The following is a 17278-nucleotide window of genomic DNA, read 5'->3' on the forward strand; positions in this document are numbered from 1 at the left end:
AGGAATCCTGCATAAATTAGTTAACGCCCAGAGTGCCGCGCAATTGAGATAAATCTTCAGAAAGAGCAGCGATCGCTGTTTTCATGTCTTTCTTGTCTGCTTCACTCACCTTGTCGTAGGTAGCAAAACCACCATCTGGGGTTTTGTATTTAGCAAGTTTTTGGTTAACCTTGGTGAAATTGCTATCTACACGCGTCAGCAAATCTGGATTAGCTTTTTGGATAACTGGGCGCAATAACTCCACAATCTTTTGGGAACCCTCTACATTAGCGCTGAAGTCCCATAAGTCAGTATGGCTGTAGCGGTCTTCTTCCCCAGAAATTTTGGTAGCAGCCACTTCTTCAATCAAGCCAGCAGCACCGCCAACCATATTTTTCGGTTCAATGGTCAAGGAGGCAATGCGCTTTTGCAGTTCCAGACCATCTTTCTGTAGCTTTTCGGCAAAAGGTTTCATCCCTTTTGTCGTTTTGTCCTGGAATAAAGCTTTCTCTATGCGATGGTATCCAGTGAATTCTGGATCGGCCTCTTTTTTGGCAAAGTCATCAGCACGGGAATCCATCGTTTTATCAAGATCGGAGAAAAGTTCAGCTATCGGTTCTGCACGTTCCCAGTGGGCATGAGTAGGGGCATAGAGTTTCGTAGCTTTAGCAAGGTCTCCAGCACTTACGGCATCCGTAAAGGTCTTGTTGTCTGCCACTAGTTGGTCAGTTTCTTTAGTGACGTAGACTTTGTATTCTGCGATCGCACCGACTAATTTACCTTGATCTACAGTCCCCTTGGCTTGAGAATCTCCAACTCCTGCTTTTACACTGAGTTTCCCTTTGGGATTGCTGCGTAAACCGCAACCCATATCATACTCACCTGGTTCTAGATTGATTTTGACTTTCTGAACAAAGCCAGGAGCAATATTTTCTCGTTCCTCTACGACTTTCACCCCAGACAAAATTTCCCACTCTAGAGGTTGGCTGCTTTTATTAGTAACCACAAAGTTGTTTTGCCCAGATGCTACTGTCAGTTGATTGGGTTCGCAACCTTTATCTGTCACAGTCAAAGCAGTTTCAGCAGAATTGTTAGCAGAGGTATCGTTAGCTACAGTTTTAGCTTCTGGAGAATTACTTCCGGAAGTATCACTTGATTTATTAGATTCACAGGCAGCTACTGTCAAGGCAATCAGACAGATAATTGTTGAGTACTTTAAAAAATTTTTCATTGTTGTATTTTCCTAAAAATTATTGAAGTTGCTAGGAATGACTTGCGGTAGTCTTCTGTCCAGCGTTACCGCCTAACAAGAACAGCAGCATGGTAGGAATTAGGTAGCCAAAATAAACGATCACCTCACTTACAGTAGGGGCATCGTTGTAGCCAAAAAATCCTGCCAAAAGTGAACCAACAAACCCGTTATTGGAAAGTATCCCTATCCCACTAGCATCAAATACCACTGTTTGCAGTAAATTCCACACTCCCGCTTCATGAAAGGCTCTCACCCCACTGGCTAAGAGTCCAGCGGCAACTAATATAATGAAGGCTCCTGTCCATTTAAAAAATCGCCTCAAGTTGATGCGGATACCACCCTGATAGATGCCTACACCGACGGCTACTGCGGCTGCATATCCAAACAATGCCCCCACAGGAGCTTGAATTCCCAAATTTTGCTGAAACGTGGCCAGCAGAAACACTACTGTTTCCAGACCTTCCCGCAGTACTGCAAAGAATGCCATCCCCACTAGTGCTATGCCTCCCTTATCACCCGATTGAATGGCAGCTTCAACTTGGGACTGTAACTCACCTTTAATCGAACGAGCAGCACGGCGCATCCAGAAAACCATCCAGGTGAGAACCCCAACCGCCACGATGGAAATTACAGCTGCAAATAATTCCTGTTCTTGTTGGGGAAAATCTTGACTGGTTATTTGCAAGAAGATCGCCGCTGCTAGACATACAAAAGTCGCTAGTACAATTCCGATCCAGACTGACTTCATCAAATGGGTACGACCAGTTTGCTTGAGATAACTGGCAATGATACCCACGACAAGCGCAGCTTCAACGCCCTCTCGGAACATGATCAAAAAGGGAAAAAGCATGAATAAACTTATTAATTATAATTACTATCAAATCATCATGAGAATGATAACTTACTTGAGAACATTTGTATATAACTGCAAGTAAAAAAATCTCTAAAATCCTGGAAAAATAAATTTTCGGATAAAAGAACTCCTGCAACGCATTGCTAGGAGTTGTTTCCAGTCTATTTTGTCGCTAGTCAGAATCTTCTATATCCCAATCGACAGTGTAATATGTGATGCGATCGCCTGGATGCAACTCTTGAAGTTGAGTTTGAGTAACAATAATAGCCATATAGATTTCAGTAAATGATCTTCTCTAACTAAAATAAATGGAGTAAATGGTTGGTAAGACTCTTGTAAAACTTTTCGATTTAGTGACAGTAGTGTTCTTTTTTGTTTACTTTTTGATTACGCGATGTGCAACTTTCGATAAACAGAAATCCCACCGATATAAAAGCTACAAGATTGTGATTGTTATCTCTTACTGAAGTGGGATTTTTATTATCTGATGTCTAATATACAAGTACTTCTATTTATACTCTTGCAAAGCCCCTAACTTGCGAATTTCCGGCCAAATCATAGCTGTAGCAATCACTACTACAATTGTGCCAATTCCACCACCCACAACGGAAATGACCGGGCCAAATAAAGCAGCAGTTAAGCCTGATTCAAAGCCCCCTAATTCATTCGAGGCACTAATAAATACGCTATTAATAGCAGCAACCCGACCACGCAAATGATCCGGTGTTCTGATTTGAACTAATGTATGGCGAATCACAACGCTAATACTATCTAATGCGCCACCAAGGATCAGCATTAACATAGACAGCCAAAAGGAATGAGAAAGTCCAAAGATAATTGTTACAACCCCAAAGCCAACTACTGACCACAATAAGGCTGGGCCGGCTTTACGTAACGGTGGTAAATACGCCAGGGTAATGGCCATAGTCAAAGCACCGATGGAGTGGGCTGCTTGTAAATATCCTAATTCCACTGGCCCCACATGTAAAATATCTTTGGCAAAAATCGGCAGGAGCGCGATCGCACCACCCAACAATACAGCAAACATATCCAATGTAATCGCTGCTAAAATCAACTGATTCTGCCAGACAAATTTAGCACCAGCTGCAAGAGCTTTGAGTGAGATTGGCTCAGTTGTGCGGATAGTTTTTTGCTCTTTAATCGGTACTGTTAAAATCAAACACAGCAACGCGGCGATCGCTGCTGCTATATACACTCCTGTAGCACTTCCCAACAGTGCAATCCCAAATCCTCCGAAGGCTGGGCCGATAACTGCGGCTAACTGAAAGCTACTACTATTCCAAGTTGCTGCATTGGTAAACGCACTCACAGGTATCAACTGCCACATCAGAGCATCACTCGCTGGTCTGAGGAATGCTCTAGCGACACCTGTTAATACCAAGCAGGCGTAAATTAGAAAAATTGCACCTTTAGTATAAGAAAGCACTGCCAAAGTTAGCGAACAGAGAGCTAGCAGCATCACTGACAGTAACATGATGAGTTTGCGATCGCGGCGATCGGCCACATGTCCGGTAATCAAGGTGAGAGCAATCATTGGCAATACTTGCGCCAGTCCTACACCACCTAGAATTATCGCTGAGTTAGTCCGTTCATAGAGTTCCCAGCCGATAGCTACAGTTTGCATTTGCGACCCCACGGACAGTACCAGCCTTCCAATGGTAAATAGCCGATAGTCTCGAAACTTAAAGGCTGCAAAGGGATCGTGCTGTGCAACTTCAGAGTTATGGGGCTTTGAGTTCTGTTTTCTCGAAGACATTTTTTAGTAGAGTTAAGCCTTCTTCAATGTTAGAAATTTGTTCTTCTGTAAGACCTTTCAGCAAGTCGGTAATATGAGCGCGAGTTTGATCTTGGGATTGCTTGAGATGATGCTTTCCATCTTCAGTTAAATTGAGTAGCACCCGCCGCCGCTCTTGAGGATGAGCAATCCGTTTCACGAAGTCGCGTTGTACCAAGCGTTCTATGGTTGCTGATGCCGTGGCAGAGGTGACACCTAAATGCTCTGCTAGGTCAGATAATGAAGCACCAGGATTGCGGTTAATAAATGCTAGCGATCGCAACTGAGGTATAGATAAAAAAGCAGCGCTGTGAGCACGCATATCCGCTCGGATAAACCGCATCACTAATGGAACTGTGTCCATTACTCTAGCGGCACATTCTTCGGAAATTGCACCTTTAATAGGTTTATCCAAGGTCATGGGCTTGTTGTTCTCCTGATTACATTGCCACCCGTGGATAAAGTTTTCCACCAATGATGGCTAAGATTATTAGTGTTAATAAGAGAATTGTACAATCCAGACCAAAGCCATAGATGCTAGTTCCATTACGGATTACATTGCTACGCGTGGATAAAGTCGTCCACCAATGATCGCCAAGACTGTTACTGTTAATAAGAGAATTGCCAAATCCCAACCAAAGCCATAGACGCTGATTCCATCCACTAGCATTGTGCTGCGTAAGGCGTCAACCTCATAAGTTAAGGGATTTAAGTGGGAAATAAATTTTAACCAGTCGGGCATCATTGAGATCGGATAAATAGCATTGCTGGCAAAAAATAACGGCATGGTTAACATTTGTCCAATTCCTGTCATCCGCTCTCTGGTTTTTGCCAAACAGCCAATAATTAATGAAAAAAGACAAAAGCAAGCCCCCCCCAGCATCACTATCAGTAGCACTTGCCCAAAAGCTAGAGGATGGAGATTTAATTTTACACGTAAGACAAAAGACAATACATAAATTACTGCTACCTGTGATAAGCACCGTACCCCACATGCTAGAGCTTTGCCCAAGACCATTGCTAAACGGGGTGTTGGACTAGCAAGGAATTTATGTACAATCCCTAGATCTCGCTCCCAAATTAGTGTCATTCCACCGGTGAAAATGGCCACATTCAAAACGCTTTGAGCGAGAATGCCAGCAGCCATGAAGTCTAAATATGGTAAGTTCCCTGTCGGAATTTCCCGAAGTTTGGAGAACACTTGCCCAAAAATCAGCAACCATAATGACGGTTGCACTGATCTAACTACTAAATCAGTGGGATCGTGGCGGAGTTTACGTATTTCCAATTCTGCGATCGCCAGGGTTTTCGTAACTAGCTCTTTAATTGCAGAGATCAAATTTACTCCGATAGTAGGTGGTGCTTTAACCCAACCGTTGAGCAGTACGTCTGGTTCTTGCTGTGTCACGGTAGTTCACTCCTGATGTTAACTGGTCGCCTGTATAGTGAATAAAGACATCATCCAAAGTTGCGTTCGCTTTAGCTAAAGAAGCTTTTAAGTCACTCGGTGAACCTGTAGTAACGACTTCACCTTGCTGCATAATCGCCACTCGGTTGCATAAGCTGTCTGCTTCTTCTAAAAAGTGGGTTGTTAAAAATATAGTTGTGCCGTAATCAGCACAGAGTTGTAGTACAAGCTGCCATACTTGAGTTCGAGCAATGGGATCTAGTCCGACAGTCGGCTCATCAAGAAACAGAATTTGCGGTTGATGTAGAACTGATATGCCAATTTCCAGCTTGCGAATCATCCCACCAGAGTAGTTACGTACCAAGCGTTTCGCCGCATCTTGCAAACCCATGTACTCTAGAATCTCATAGATGCGGCGATCGCGTCCTTTGGCAGGTATTCCATACAGTTTGGCGAAGATTAAGAGATTTTCATAACCCGTGAGGCTACCATCAGCAGAGAGCGCTTGAGGTACATAGCCGATAGCCCGTCTTACAGGATTAGATTCACGAGCCACATCATAGCCAGCTAAGGTTGCTTTCCCTGCACTGATAGGCAGTAAGGTTGTCAACATTTTAATAACTGTACTTTTCCCTGCGCCATTGGGCCCGAGCAGTCCAAACACTTCGCCCTGTTCCACGGATATGTTCAGGTTATTAACTGCGGTTAACTTCCCAAAACGGCGTGTGAGTCCCTGAGTTTCCAAAATCAACGGTTTTGGTTCGCTAGGAGGTTGCGATCGATTTATTTTTCCCGTCAGTATTGTCACAAGTTTGATGCACCAGAATTATTTAGATAAACTAACTATTAGTCTCTCAATGTATTTGTTTGAAGTCAATAGACTTCTGGCATTAATTTGAATCAGAGTAAAAAGAAACTTAGTAGAGTGGCGGCGAGGTTATTAATGGGCAAAGTATCACTGACAAATTAAGCGCAAAGACTTGCTAAGATACCTAATAGGTGAAGAAATGTTCAGAATGCCTACTGCTGTCTAGCTAGAAAGTCTATACCGCATCACCTATCAACTTACGTATGTTATGCAGCCGATACATATTGTTTGTGTTGATAATCGCACTCGCAATGTGTATTTATTAGCTGGCTATAGCGAAGAACTGGAGTTTCAAATTCTACCCAATGGAGAGTTTGCTAATAAGCCGCGTTAACTATGATGCAATGTCTAATGCCGAGTTGAGATAGTATTTTCTCAAACATCGTAAAGATGAAGTTGCATTTCAGGCGTACTTAAACAGAATTAACCAACGTCCACTCAGAATTATTGCATCTCTCAACGACCCTGATTTTAATGAAAAGGTTCAGGTAGCTATTCGTCAAAAGTTAGAAGCCTCAAGCAACGGTAGTAACCAGCCGTGTAACACAGCATTGGAGCCGAAAGACCAAGATTGATCTGTGAAATTGATTTGCGTCTATTGTAGAGTACCAAAAATTAATTTTCATCAACAAGCTGCAAAACCCTCTTGTATAAAGGTTCCGCTATCCAGAATCCTGCTTGGTTAATCAGAGCATCTAACAAAGGTTTCACAGCAGAAATCAGCCTTTGACTTTTAGCTTCAACCAAGATTCCTAAAATCCCTGTGTAACCAAGATTCAGCCTAGCTGCAACTATGCGACCACGACGTTCATCAATCAAAACTTGATCTGCTTTCATTTCCAGCGCTAGAGCGATCGCTTCAGCTTCACCAATATCCAATTCATTGCTGAGTGCTTCAACCAGTATACGATCTTGAACTGGACGAGTTTGAATCCAGATAAAAGTTTGGACTTCAATTGCACCTGCAACCTGAAAGTTGGGATCAGTCAGTTCTCGGTAGACAGCTTCAGGAATTAGGACTGTTCCATAAAGCTGTTGTAGTAAATGAAGATGGTTAATAGCGGCGAGGTTATTGATGGGCGAAGTATCACTGACAACGATCACAGTCTACCCATCGCCCGCAAGTTCTTTATATCTTGTTCAAAATCCTCGACCCCATAATGCACTGAAATTTGACGACTTGCGAGTAGATGCTGAAATGCTATACGATTCATGCCTGCAAACCGACTGGCTTGAGCAAGGGTTAACTTTTCTTTTTGAAAGAGCATCACTGCAATTTCCTGCTTCATTTCGCCTTCAGTCATCCGAGTTGCGGTTAATATTTCATTAGGAATGACGACGCTCATAATTATAATCCTCTCTATCACTACTATTCTAAGCAGCTGCAAACTCTTGGTTGCTGATTTGCTATGCAGCGAAATGCCACCAGTGTTAATACTGTTACTAATTTGGTAATAATTATGCTCTAGTAGTAAAGTATCATATACTAGATTAGGAGAAATTGATTTATGAATTTTGAAGATATTACCAATAAAGCCGTTGAAAAAGGTGTAGAAACTGCTGTAGAAACAACTTTAGGCATTAAAGATTTCAAGACAGTACGAAAGGTTGCAGAGAGTGGTGCTGCGGTAGGCGCTGCTGTCAGTGCTGCTACAGGGTTATCTGTTGCAGCAACTTCAGGAGCAGGAATTACTTCGGGTCTAGCTGCGGCTGGTGGTGTGGTTGGTGGTGGTATGGCGGCTGCTCCTGCTGTATTGGCAGCAGGGCCAGCTTATGCTGGGGCAAAAATAATGAATGAAACTTTGTTCAAAGACCAAGCGGATTTGTCTGAAGAAGAACGTGAAGCTCGTGCAGCTGCAAGAACAGCTACAAATATTGGGGCTGCTGCTGGTGTGGCTGGTGCTGGTGCTTCTGGTGCTGCAATTATGAGTACCCTTGCAGGTATCGGTGGTGTTGTTGGGGGAGGTGCGATCGCTGGTACTGCGATAGTTGCTACTGCACCTGTTGCTGCTGCGGCAGCTATTGGATACGGAATATACAAACTATTCGGCGGCGGTAAAGGGAAATAGCCTTAACTTAGTTATCCAATGCAGTGTTATGCTGCGTTGGAGTGAACAAACGAAAGCTAGTGAACGCAATATCAGTTAGTTTTCAGTAAGGCGATTTTTTAATAGATTAATATATATAGTAAAGAGCGATCTTCCCTGTATTTAATCAAGACTTAAATATTTATGCTTGAACTGAAAAGATATTTTCAATATACTTCAGATACTCGTTGCTCAGTGTGACAGCATAAGTTGTTGTGCCCACGATGCCTACGGCTGGCTACGCCTACGCAGCTTTATCAGATATTCTGAAATAAAATCATATCTATAAACCTTCCACAAAATATCCGATTATGGCGATCGTTGTTTCCCTTAGCCCAGAATTAGAACTACGACTACGCGAGAAAGCTGCACAGCAAGGACAAGATGTTAGTTTCGTTGCAGCGCAATTACTAGAGGCTGTCCTAGAGTGGGAGGTGCAAGACTCAGAAGCAGCTATTAAGGGTATTCAGCAAGGATTAGAAGACTTTGAAGCGGGTAGATTCCGTTCATTTGATGATTTTGCTGACGAGCAGCGTCGCAAGTATAATCTGCCAGCCGATTCATGAAATACTGCATTGATATCTCTAGTGTTGCTCAAGCAGAAGCAGACAGCGCATTTTTGCAGTTGTCTCAACTTACTTCTCTTGAAAGAGCAAGTCAGTGGTATGCAGGATTACTCCAAGTAATTGAGTCTTTATCACAAATGCCAAGCCGATGTTCTTTAGCTAGAGAAAATGATTATTTTAGCATTACATTTAAGGACAAGTATCCTCATGAGGACAGCAATTAGAACCCGTATTGTTAAAATTGGGAACTCTCAAGCTATCCGCATTCCTAAACTTCTGCTGGAACAAAGTGGTATTGGTGAAGAGGTGGAAATTGAAATTCAAGACTGTCACCTAATTGTCCGTGCTGCCTCTCAATCGCGTCAGGGGTGGGAGGAAGCATTTGCAACAATGGCGAAGCAACACGACGATGCACTGCTCGATGATGCCGTAACTACAGAGTGCGAGCATCTAAAGTGGGAGTGGTAGTCAATCGATTTGATGTGTTTTTGGTTAACCTTGACCCGACGATTGGCAGTGAGATTCAGAGCGTCATTACGAATTACGAATTACATTAACATCTCTGGTTATCTTCAACATTTTATTTCCACCAGGCTGTAGTTCGTATTCAACCTTTTCAATATTTATTTTATAACCCATTGAAGTGTAATACTTTACGATTTCATCTAAATGTTGTGAATTTTTCCACATTAAAGTTATAAGAGGAAATATTCTGACTTCTTTAGCAATACGCAGCATCTCACCTATAGAATCTAGGTGAAAATTGTAATCGAGATGGTCTGAATATAAAAATAATAAATGTGAACAAAGAGCTATATCAAATTCTTGATTATTAAATGCCAATTTTGGCAATTCACCGACTGTGTATCTGTTGGTCTTTTTGCCAGTTTCATAATCAGACAGAAATTCTCGAATAACTTTCACTCGATTGTGTCGCAAATCATCTGGAGATTTATGATAGCTCCATACCCAATCATTGGATGTAGCCTTAACTTGATTAATGATGTTATCTACCACTTGATTAAATCTTTGCAATATTTCATCACCGGAAAATTGGTAAAGTGGATCAACAGAAACTACATTTTTACCCTGATGTGTCATTTCTGCATTAAAGCTTGCCGGGCCATCCCCAATCCCAATAATTCTTTTATTTAAATCTACATTTTTTAAATTGAATATTTTTATATATTCATCCATTGACCTTCCAAAAGGAACTACTTTATCTAGAACCATTGCCATAGAATTTACCTCGTCAATAGACTAATTAAACAGAAGAATAGCAAACTCAAAATGTTTTATGCACTGCGAGACGGCATTCATTCAGAAGCACGTCAAGTTCTCTTACAACTTCTAAGGGATTTCTACCTCTAAACACAGCAGCTAACCCAGCCTCATAAGGATTTCTACCTGTTTTTTTGACAGCAGCGATCGCAACTTTATTTGATAATCCTTGGACACTAACTAGCCATGCTGCTAACACATGTCCAGTACGTCCAATTCCACCAGAGCAATGTACAACGACTTTCTCATTTTGTTTATCTGCTTCTATTAAGAAAGGAAGTATTTTCTGTGTGAGGGTTTCTAAATCACATAGATGGAAATCTGCAACTGGCGCCCAAGAAACTAGTTGATTACCAAATTCCTGTTTGTAGGTATTTAGAAGTTCAGAGTAACAAGCTAGCTGTTGCTCATGAAGAAGGCAGCAAACTCGCTTGATATCTTGACATTTCATGAATTCTATCCAATCCTGAACCTTATTGTTAGTGTATCCAGGACGTGCAGCACCAAAGACTATTTGCTCATTCTCCCAAGCCGGGGCAAACTTATACATCTTTAACTGTCTAACTTCTGAATTTTGGAAGTTGCTTTTTGCAAGCAGAAAATAGTTAGCTTTTGATTAATAGCCAATAAGACATTGAGTGCAAAATGTTTATAGTAATTTCATATCATTATGAGGTAAAGGTGACAAATAACTATTTTATCTCTACACATTACAGAAAGTTTTAAATAATTCGTAATTCGTAATGACGCTCTCTATAAGACGCTGCACTAACCTAATTCATAATTATTTAAAATGCACATTATGCTTCACTAATTCAATATTAGCTAAACTTTATATGAGTATAAGCCATACAGCATAATTCAGGAGTCGTAATTGGTTAATTCCGAAGTAAAACACGCTTTATTTATGGCTTATAGACTTAGCTTGCATACAACAGCCAACTTTAAATATGCTGTATTTTTCCTTGTGGAGACATCAATTAAACATGGTATGAGGAAGCCTCATCGTACTATTTTCCATGACACACTCCTGAATTTAGGTACTGATGCTTGATCATGTATATATATATGTAATAACTATACAGATGACTGATGCGGGGCTAAAGGAGTAAAAATGAAATGTGTTTTGATTGACAGCGAACAACGTTATCTAGAGCTAAGTGAACAGAGAGTTGAAGACCTTTTTCAATTGAAGATAGGCTATTTCTTGATCAATCTTAGTTAACTATGGTTGCCGAGTAAGCAAAATAAAATCCACTAGCTGCCTAACAGACAGTTTGCAATGCAAATTCTTAAAGTACTAACTAGAGTCTATCTTAGTCCGATGGACTTGGATGAGGCGATCGCTTTCTATGAAAACCTCTTTACAGAAAAATGTTGGTTGTGGTTTCAATATTCCGAGGCTGAGTTGGAACTCGCAGGTGTGGGTTCTATTCTTTTAATTGCTGGTTCGGCAGAAGCACTCTCTTCATTCAAGAGTACACACGCAACATTTGTTGTTGACTCACTCAATGATTTTCGAGAAGCACTTATTCAGCAGGGTGCAGTGATTCTGGCGGAAGCTAACAAAGTTCCCACTGGAATCAATATGCGAGCGATGCATCCTGATGGAACCATTATTGAGTATGTTGAGTTTGCTTGATTAAATTTTAGCCTAAAAAAGATATTGACATTAGACATCTGGTGAAATTAAATATGCGTTACCCATAACCCTTGTAGAGACGTAGCACTGCTACGTCAAAACAATTCTTTATCACAAGGTTTTACCACCATATCCAAGCTCTTAAAGCTAATCTATAAATTGAATTTAATTGTGGCTCAGGCAGGAATGCTTGAGCCTTTTTGCTGCAAAACTTGCTTGATAAAAAGTTAGGCGATCGCAGCTTCACGAGTAGGAACTTTGCTAAACTGATTTACTGGACGAGGTAAACCGAGATTTTCGCGCAGGGTTCGTGCTTCATACTCTGTGCATAACAGACCTTTAGTTATACCAACTTTTTCAAACTGACTTTCTTAATTACGAATTACGTTAGCAAGGCAGGAGCGTCATTATGAATTGCTTATACTGGCTGTGGTTTGAGTAAATCTGTTTTAGTAACAAATTCACTGAATGTACTTGCAATCTGCTGTGATAATGCGATGCCTGGTGTTTGCACTGGTAAGCGAGGAAACAGCAATTCTGCAACTCGATAGGCTTCTTCAAGATGGGGATACCCTGAGAAAACAAAGGTATCAATTCCTAAATCGGCATATTCCAGCATTCGCGCTGCAACTGTCTCTGCATCTCCAACTAAGGCAGTACCAGCACCTCCACGCACTAAGCCAACACCTGCCCATAAGTTGGGGCTAATTTCTAAGTTTTGGCGATTACCCTTATGCAGTTGAGCCATGCGGCGTTGTCCCTCTGATTCAGATTGAGCAAACCGCCGATGTGCAGCAGCTATGGTTTCATCATCCACATACTGAATCAGTTCATTAGCTGCATCCCACGCTTTTTCCGTAGTTTCACGTACTATGATGTGCATCCGAATTCCAAAGCGGACTGTTCTACCTTGTTCTGCTGCTAATCGGCGTACCTTTGTAATCTTTTGGGCAACTTGATCTGGTGGTTCACCCCAAGTTAAATACACATCAATATGTTTGGCAGCAACTTGGAGCGCAGCATCTGAAGAACCACCAAAATATAAGGTGGGGTAAGGGTTTTGTACGGGAGGAAATTGGAGTTTAGCGCCTTTAACTTTCAGATGACGACCATTAAAGGTTACTTCTTCACCTTGCATGAGCGATCGCCAAATTGTCAAAAACTCATCTGTGAGTTCATAACGCTGATCGTGATTTAAGAAAATCCCATCTTTAGCAAGTTCTTTTGTATCACCACCAGTGACAACATTTAGAATAATTCTTCCGTTAGAAATCTGGTCAAAAGTCGCAGCCATTCTAACAGCTAAAGAAGGCGACATAATTGCTGGGCGGAAGGCTACGAGAAACCGCAAGCGTTCCGTAACTGAAATTAACGAAGTAGCTACAATCCAAGTATCCTGTTTTTGTCCTGTACCAATCAACATCCCGCCATAGCCCAATTTATCAACAGCTTGAGCTATTTGCTGCATATAGGGATAAGTGGCTGGCCGCCTACCAATTGTAGTACCTAAATAACGCTCGTCTCCCTGTGTAGGTAAATACCAAAAAACTTCCATGTTCCTATCTCCTGGCGCTATTTCTGACTGAGAGTTTCTGGTGTGATGGCTGCATATTGTTCGCTAGTCAGCATCGCTTCCTTGATACTAAGTTGAGTTGGCAATACCGCCACCATAGAAGGAAGCTGTAACTTTAATATCTGGTAAAGTGGCAGCTAGATAAACGACGTGACCACCAAAGCAGAAACCAATGGAGCCGATGCCTAACGGCAAGCCGCTTCGCGTCAACGCATCTCCTTGCACATTTGGTAAAGTTCTTAAGTAGGCGATGTCTACGACGGGCTACGCCTACGCAGCCTTAATATCACTCAATATTTCCTCTGCTGTTGTCTGTTCCTTATACCCTCTCCCTTGCTGGATATCTTCAGGGGTGTATCCACCCTCGTAACCGGGAGCGGTGCGTTGAAATAAAGTCGGGGCGTAGGCGTAGCCCGTCGTAGACATCGCCACATATCCCTCTTTGGCAAGTTTCTCAGCAACTTCCCGAATGTGAATATTAACCCCAAAAATTTCTTGGATTACGATCGCGGCTGGGAAGGTTCCCTTTTGTACTGGTTCAGCTAAATAAGCATCAATTTGCAAATCTCCATTAGGGACTTTAACTTGAGCGGTGCGAATCTCTGTGTTTGTCATCTTAAGGATTAGCCTGTAATTGCTTTGAGGACGAAATATTTTATGGTAAGTTTGGTACAATACAACTAAAATAATATCGATTTACCGTAGTTTAAAGAGTAGTATTTCACAAACAATGTGCAAAGGCAAGTCCTTTGATTTAGAGATGTAGATGAATATAAGACCATACCAAGAATCTGATGCTGAATCAGTCAGCGCTCTGTGGGATGAGGTGTTTCCTAATAACCCGTCGCACAGCAGCCCAAAATTGGTAATCAGTCAGAAGCTTGCTGTACAGCCTGAATTGTTTTTCATTACTGAGATTGACTCTGTAATTGTAGGCACTATAATGGCAGGATATGACGGGCATCGCGGTTGGCTATACACAGTTGCGGTCAGTCCTCAGTATCAACGGCAGGGTATTGGTAGCAAGCTAGTGCGTCACGCAGAGAGGGTATTGATAGCGATGGGATGCCTCAAAATCAATCTTCAAGTTCGTGTCTCCAACGCAGAAGTAGTTGAGTTTTATAAGAAACTTGGCTATCTCGTTGAAGAACGCATCAGTATGGGAAAGCTTGTCGCATAGGTAATTGTAGCGTTGCCAAATTTAACCCAAACTAGGAGAAAAATTTATGAAGCTTGATGCAGTTCATCATATTCAGGTAACTTATCCTCTTGAGGTGGAGGATGCAATGCTGTCTTTCTACAGCAAAGTTTTAGGATTGACTGAAATTCCCAGACCTGAGGTAATGAAAAACGATTCAGGAGCGTGGTACAAGTTGGGAGACATTGAACTGCACGTTAGTAGAGAGAAAAATGCCAATAACCAAGCATCTAGACGACATTATTGTTTCCAAGTCGATAACTTGAAAGCCTTTGAGGCACATCTAAAAGGACATGGGGTAGAAATTATTCCCGATCAACGACCACTTCCAGGATGTGTGCGGTTTTTCCTCCGCGATCCTGGTGGAAATCGGATAGAAATCGCAGAGTTTGTCAAGAGTACTTTTGTCCTCAGTTAAACTATTTGAAAAGCTTGGTTTTCATAGAGATGGAATTTTAAGATCGCATCACGAGTTAAAGGGTAAACTATGGGATGATTATATTTACAGGATTTTCTGAATTGAGTGGAGAAATAGCAAATTTTTCAATCAATAATTAACTAAGTTAAATTATCAAATATTGAATGCAAATTATTTAAATAGTCTAGCAGATTCAACTCAACGTTATTGAATACGAGTTTGAAGCGATGTTTAATTAAGCTGACTTAACTGATAATATTTTTCGTAAGTGTCACACTAAAGTTAGAAATGTTTTCTGAAGGGACACACACATCTGTATGGCTACGAATAGTCAGATTAATTTAGAGGAAAATAACTTATGTCTGATTTAATTAACAAACAAATCATCCTTAAAAGTCGTCCAGTTGGCGAACCCAAAGAGAGTGATTTTACTTTAGTAGAAACACCAACTCCCGAACCAGGTGAAGGCGAAATTCTTAGCCGCACCATTTATCTATCTCTCGACCCTTACGTGCGTGGTCGTATTAGTGGAGGTAAGTCTTATGCTGCACCAGTAGAGTTGGGTTCAGTTATTGTTGGTGGGACAGTCAGCCAAGTAATTAAATCAAATCATCCTCAATTTCAAGTTGGGGATTTTGTTCTTAGCAATAACGGTTGGCAAACTTATGCTGTATCTAAGGGTGAGACACTGCGTAAACTTGATCCTACTCAAGCACCTTTATCCTATAGTTTAGGTGTACTGGGTATGCCTGGTCTGACTGCTTATGCTGCTCTGCTTGATATCGGTCAACCCAAAGAAGGTGAAACTGTTGTGGTTTCAGCCGCCTCTGGTGCTGTGGGTGCAGTAGCAGGTCAAATCGCCAAAATTAAAGGTGCGCGAGTCGTGGGAATTGTCGGGAGTGACGATAAGCGGGATTATATAGTTAAAGAATTAGGTTTTGATATTGGCATTAATCGCAAAACTCAAGAACTTGATTCAGCCCTCAAAGAAGCTGCTCCTAATGGCATTGATGTTTACTATGACAATACAGCAGGTGTAATTTTAGAAGCTGTGTTGCAGCAGATCAACCTTGGGGCAAGAATTCCACTAGTAGGTTTGATTTCGGAGTATAACGCTACATCTACTCCACCAGGGCCTAATTTAAGACCACTACTAATCAAACGAGCTTTAATCAAAGGTTTCTTAGTTAGTGATTATCAACATCAGTTTAATGATTTTTTGCGTGATGTTTCTGGATGGTTGCAGTCTGGTAAACTCAAGTATAAAGAAGATGTAGCTGATGTTTTAGAAAACGCTCCTGGTGCATTCATCGGTTTACTTCGAGGTGATAATTTTGGCAAGCTGATTGTTAAGGTCAATGACGACCCAACAGCAGCTTAATCGGCTATTAAGCTAGGTGTGTCCTACGTTGACGCAAATCAGATCATGTCCGCTTGATTGCTTATTAAACCCGAAGAACCCCACCCCGCCAAAGCATCGGGGAGGGGTTGAGAGTGGGGTGTAATGACTGTGGTTAGCATAACTCATTATGCGGACATGATATCAATAGCACATTACTGGACAAGAGGGAGCAAATTGTTGAAAGTCAGCGTCAAGAGTAGATAATTCAACTAAAGTTTTAGGTGTAACTAGATGCCCAATGGTTTTAGGAGTAAGCTGCCACTACTGCTGACATTCTGCTTATTTACTAGCTTTTTGCCTGCCTCTGGTTCAGTTTTATGTCCAGCCGTTGCCTCTGACGAATACTATAAAGTAGCCAGAAATAATGGCAGAGATGGACGCACAGGAAGTGATGGACGTGAGGGTAGAGATGGTGGCAGTGCTGAAAACCAAAATATTTTTGTCAATACTTCACCCGTTAATCTTGACTTGTCCGGTAAAGATGGTGAAGACGGGGAAGATGGAGAACATGGTGATCAACCTGACTGTGGTTCCCAACCTGATAACGTCAGCCACAACATAAATGCACCAGATGGTGGTAATGGCGGTAACGGTGGGAAAGGAGGAGATGGAGGAAATGGTGGTTTCCTCACAGTGTATTACAGCAATTTGGCAGACTTACGGAACGTTTCCATTCGGGCAACTGGTGGAGAAGGCGGGCGCGGCGGTAGAGGTGGCAACGGTACTGAGGGTTGCAACTGTCAAAGACGGAGATGGAAAGTGAAAACCTGCAAGGGAACTCCTGGTAGCCCTGATTACAAGTGTACAGACAAGGTTTATAGATGTAGCGACGGTAACGATGGGCGAGATGGCAGTGATGGTAGCAATGGTAGCCAAGGGCACTTAGGAACTTTGAGTATTGTGAATCCCCAGTGAGTTAATCTGGAAATGCACATGGGAAAACAGCGTCCGCTTGC

The 17278-nt window shown here is 41.9% G+C and carries 20 protein-coding genes and 3 pseudogenes; 11 read left to right on the forward strand and 12 right to left on the reverse strand.

The annotated features are described in order from the left end of the window. Positions 1 to 16: 16 nt before the first annotated feature. From efeO to ACFFAP_RS12820, 6 genes are all read right to left on the reverse strand, one after another. A complete protein-coding gene (gene efeO / locus ACFFAP_RS12795) occupies positions 17 to 1210 on the reverse strand; it encodes an iron uptake system protein EfeO (protein WP_375511572.1) in 1194 nt (397 codons plus the stop codon). Between the two features lie 31 nt (positions 1211 to 1241). Next, a complete protein-coding gene (gene efeU, locus ACFFAP_RS12800) occupies positions 1242 to 2081 on the reverse strand; it encodes an iron uptake transporter permease EfeU (RefSeq protein ID WP_375511573.1) in 840 nt (279 codons plus the stop codon). Positions 2082 to 2592: 511 nt separating this feature from the next. Beyond that, positions 2593 to 3861: an MFS transporter gene (locus ACFFAP_RS12805; protein ID WP_375511574.1), complete on the reverse strand. Its 1269-nt coding sequence runs from the start codon at positions 3859 to 3861 to the stop codon at positions 2593 to 2595. Further along, positions 3827 to 4300: a MarR family winged helix-turn-helix transcriptional regulator gene (locus ACFFAP_RS12810; RefSeq protein ID WP_375511575.1), complete on the reverse strand. Its 474-nt coding sequence runs from the start codon at positions 4298 to 4300 to the stop codon at positions 3827 to 3829. Before ACFFAP_RS12810 ends, ACFFAP_RS12805 begins: the two co-directional genes overlap by 35 nt. Positions 4301 to 4432: 132 nt before the next feature. Further along, entirely contained in the window at positions 4433 to 5287 is an 855-nt protein-coding gene (locus ACFFAP_RS12815) for an ABC transporter permease (protein ID WP_375511576.1), read from the reverse strand. Beyond that, complete coding sequence (locus ACFFAP_RS12820) at positions 5244 to 6095, reverse strand: ABC transporter ATP-binding protein (RefSeq protein ID WP_375511577.1); 852 nt, start codon at positions 6093 to 6095, stop codon at positions 5244 to 5246. The genes ACFFAP_RS12815 and ACFFAP_RS12820 overlap by 44 nt, the downstream gene beginning before the upstream one ends. A gap of 244 nt (positions 6096 to 6339) precedes the next feature. Between ACFFAP_RS12820 and ACFFAP_RS12825 the strand changes: the two genes are divergently transcribed. Together ACFFAP_RS12825 and ACFFAP_RS12830 are read left to right on the forward strand one after the other, a co-directional pair. Further along, a complete protein-coding gene (locus ACFFAP_RS12825) occupies positions 6340 to 6489 on the forward strand; it encodes a DUF6888 family protein (RefSeq protein WP_375511592.1) in 150 nt (49 codons plus the stop codon). Between the two features lie 46 nt (positions 6490 to 6535). Beyond that, a pseudogene (locus ACFFAP_RS12830) lies at positions 6536 to 6730 on the forward strand (DUF6887 family protein); the annotation flags it as partial. 40 nt (positions 6731 to 6770) lie between these two features. On the opposite strand, the gene ACFFAP_RS12835 reads toward ACFFAP_RS12830, so the two are convergent. Both ACFFAP_RS12835 and ACFFAP_RS12840 read right to left on the reverse strand, forming a co-directional pair. Continuing rightward, positions 6771 to 7259 carry a DUF3368 domain-containing protein gene (locus ACFFAP_RS12835; protein WP_375511578.1) on the reverse strand — a complete coding sequence of 163 codons (489 nt, stop codon included), beginning with the start codon at positions 7257 to 7259 and terminating at the stop codon, positions 6771 to 6773. After that, positions 7256 to 7501 (reverse strand): UPF0175 family protein, encoded by a 246-nt coding sequence (locus ACFFAP_RS12840; protein ID WP_196521128.1) that lies wholly within the window; start codon positions 7499 to 7501, stop codon positions 7256 to 7258. Before ACFFAP_RS12840 ends, ACFFAP_RS12835 begins: the two co-directional genes overlap by 4 nt. A 162-nt stretch (positions 7502 to 7663) precedes the next feature. Between ACFFAP_RS12840 and ACFFAP_RS12845 the strand changes: the two genes are divergently transcribed. The 4 genes from ACFFAP_RS12845 to ACFFAP_RS12860 all read left to right on the forward strand — a co-directional run bounded on the left by ACFFAP_RS12845 (position 7664) and on the right by ACFFAP_RS12860 (position 9276). Then, positions 7664 to 8224, forward strand: a complete 561-nt coding sequence (locus tag ACFFAP_RS12845) for a hypothetical protein (protein ID WP_375511579.1) — start codon at positions 7664 to 7666, stop codon at positions 8222 to 8224. 329 nt (positions 8225 to 8553) lie between these two features. Continuing rightward, positions 8554 to 8808, forward strand: a complete 255-nt coding sequence (locus ACFFAP_RS12850; protein WP_375511580.1) for a hypothetical protein — start codon at positions 8554 to 8556, stop codon at positions 8806 to 8808. Beyond that, on the forward strand, positions 8805 to 9032 hold the full coding sequence (locus ACFFAP_RS12855) for a hypothetical protein (protein ID WP_375511581.1): 228 nt from the start codon (positions 8805 to 8807) through the stop codon (positions 9030 to 9032). The genes ACFFAP_RS12850 and ACFFAP_RS12855 overlap by 4 nt, the downstream gene beginning before the upstream one ends. Further along, a complete protein-coding gene (locus ACFFAP_RS12860) occupies positions 9016 to 9276 on the forward strand; it encodes an AbrB/MazE/SpoVT family DNA-binding domain-containing protein (RefSeq protein WP_375511582.1) in 261 nt (86 codons plus the stop codon). The genes ACFFAP_RS12855 and ACFFAP_RS12860 overlap by 17 nt, the downstream gene beginning before the upstream one ends. Positions 9277 to 9342: 66 nt before the next feature. Here ACFFAP_RS12860 and ACFFAP_RS12865 read toward each other — a convergent pair whose 3' ends face one another. Then, on the reverse strand, positions 9343 to 10047 hold the full coding sequence (locus ACFFAP_RS12865) for an SAM-dependent methyltransferase (protein WP_375511583.1): 705 nt from the start codon (positions 10045 to 10047) through the stop codon (positions 9343 to 9345). Between the two features lie 46 nt (positions 10048 to 10093). Then, on the reverse strand, positions 10094 to 10639 hold the full coding sequence (locus ACFFAP_RS12870) for a dual specificity protein phosphatase family protein (RefSeq protein ID WP_375511584.1): 546 nt from the start codon (positions 10637 to 10639) through the stop codon (positions 10094 to 10096). Between the two features lie 732 nt (positions 10640 to 11371). Here ACFFAP_RS12870 and ACFFAP_RS12875 point away from each other — a divergent pair. After that, on the forward strand, positions 11372 to 11731 hold the full coding sequence (locus ACFFAP_RS12875; RefSeq protein ID WP_375511585.1) for a VOC family protein: 360 nt from the start codon (positions 11372 to 11374) through the stop codon (positions 11729 to 11731). Between the two features lie 418 nt (positions 11732 to 12149). On the opposite strand, the gene ssuD is transcribed toward ACFFAP_RS12875, so the two are convergent. Then, positions 12150 to 13286, reverse strand: coding sequence for an FMNH2-dependent alkanesulfonate monooxygenase (ssuD, locus tag ACFFAP_RS12880; protein ID WP_375511586.1), 1137 nt, complete (start codon positions 13284 to 13286; stop codon positions 12150 to 12152). A 90-nt stretch (positions 13287 to 13376) separates the two neighbouring features. Continuing rightward, positions 13377 to 13919, reverse strand: a pseudogene (locus ACFFAP_RS12885) (dienelactone hydrolase family protein); the annotation flags it as partial. A 151-nt stretch (positions 13920 to 14070) separates the two neighbouring features. Between ACFFAP_RS12885 and ACFFAP_RS12890 the strand changes: the two are divergent. The 4 genes and pseudogenes from ACFFAP_RS12890 to ACFFAP_RS12905 form a co-directional block, all read left to right on the forward strand. Next, a complete protein-coding gene (locus tag ACFFAP_RS12890) occupies positions 14071 to 14484 on the forward strand; it encodes a GNAT family acetyltransferase (protein ID WP_375511587.1) in 414 nt (137 codons plus the stop codon). A 46-nt stretch (positions 14485 to 14530) separates the two neighbouring features. Next, positions 14531 to 14920 carry a VOC family protein gene (locus ACFFAP_RS12895; RefSeq protein ID WP_375511588.1) on the forward strand — a complete coding sequence of 130 codons (390 nt, stop codon included), beginning with the start codon at positions 14531 to 14533 and terminating at the stop codon, positions 14918 to 14920. A gap of 358 nt (positions 14921 to 15278) precedes the next feature. Continuing rightward, entirely contained in the window at positions 15279 to 16301 is a 1023-nt protein-coding gene (locus ACFFAP_RS12900; RefSeq protein WP_375511589.1) for an NADP-dependent oxidoreductase, read from the forward strand. A 252-nt stretch (positions 16302 to 16553) separates the two neighbouring features. Continuing rightward, positions 16554 to 17228: pseudogene (locus ACFFAP_RS12905) on the forward strand (collagen-like protein); the annotation flags it as partial. Positions 17229 to 17278: the final 50 nt, after the last annotated feature.

This window comes from uncultured Nostoc sp., from assembly GCF_964245575.1.
Lineage (GTDB): Bacteria > Cyanobacteriota > Cyanobacteriia > Cyanobacteriales > Nostocaceae > Nostoc.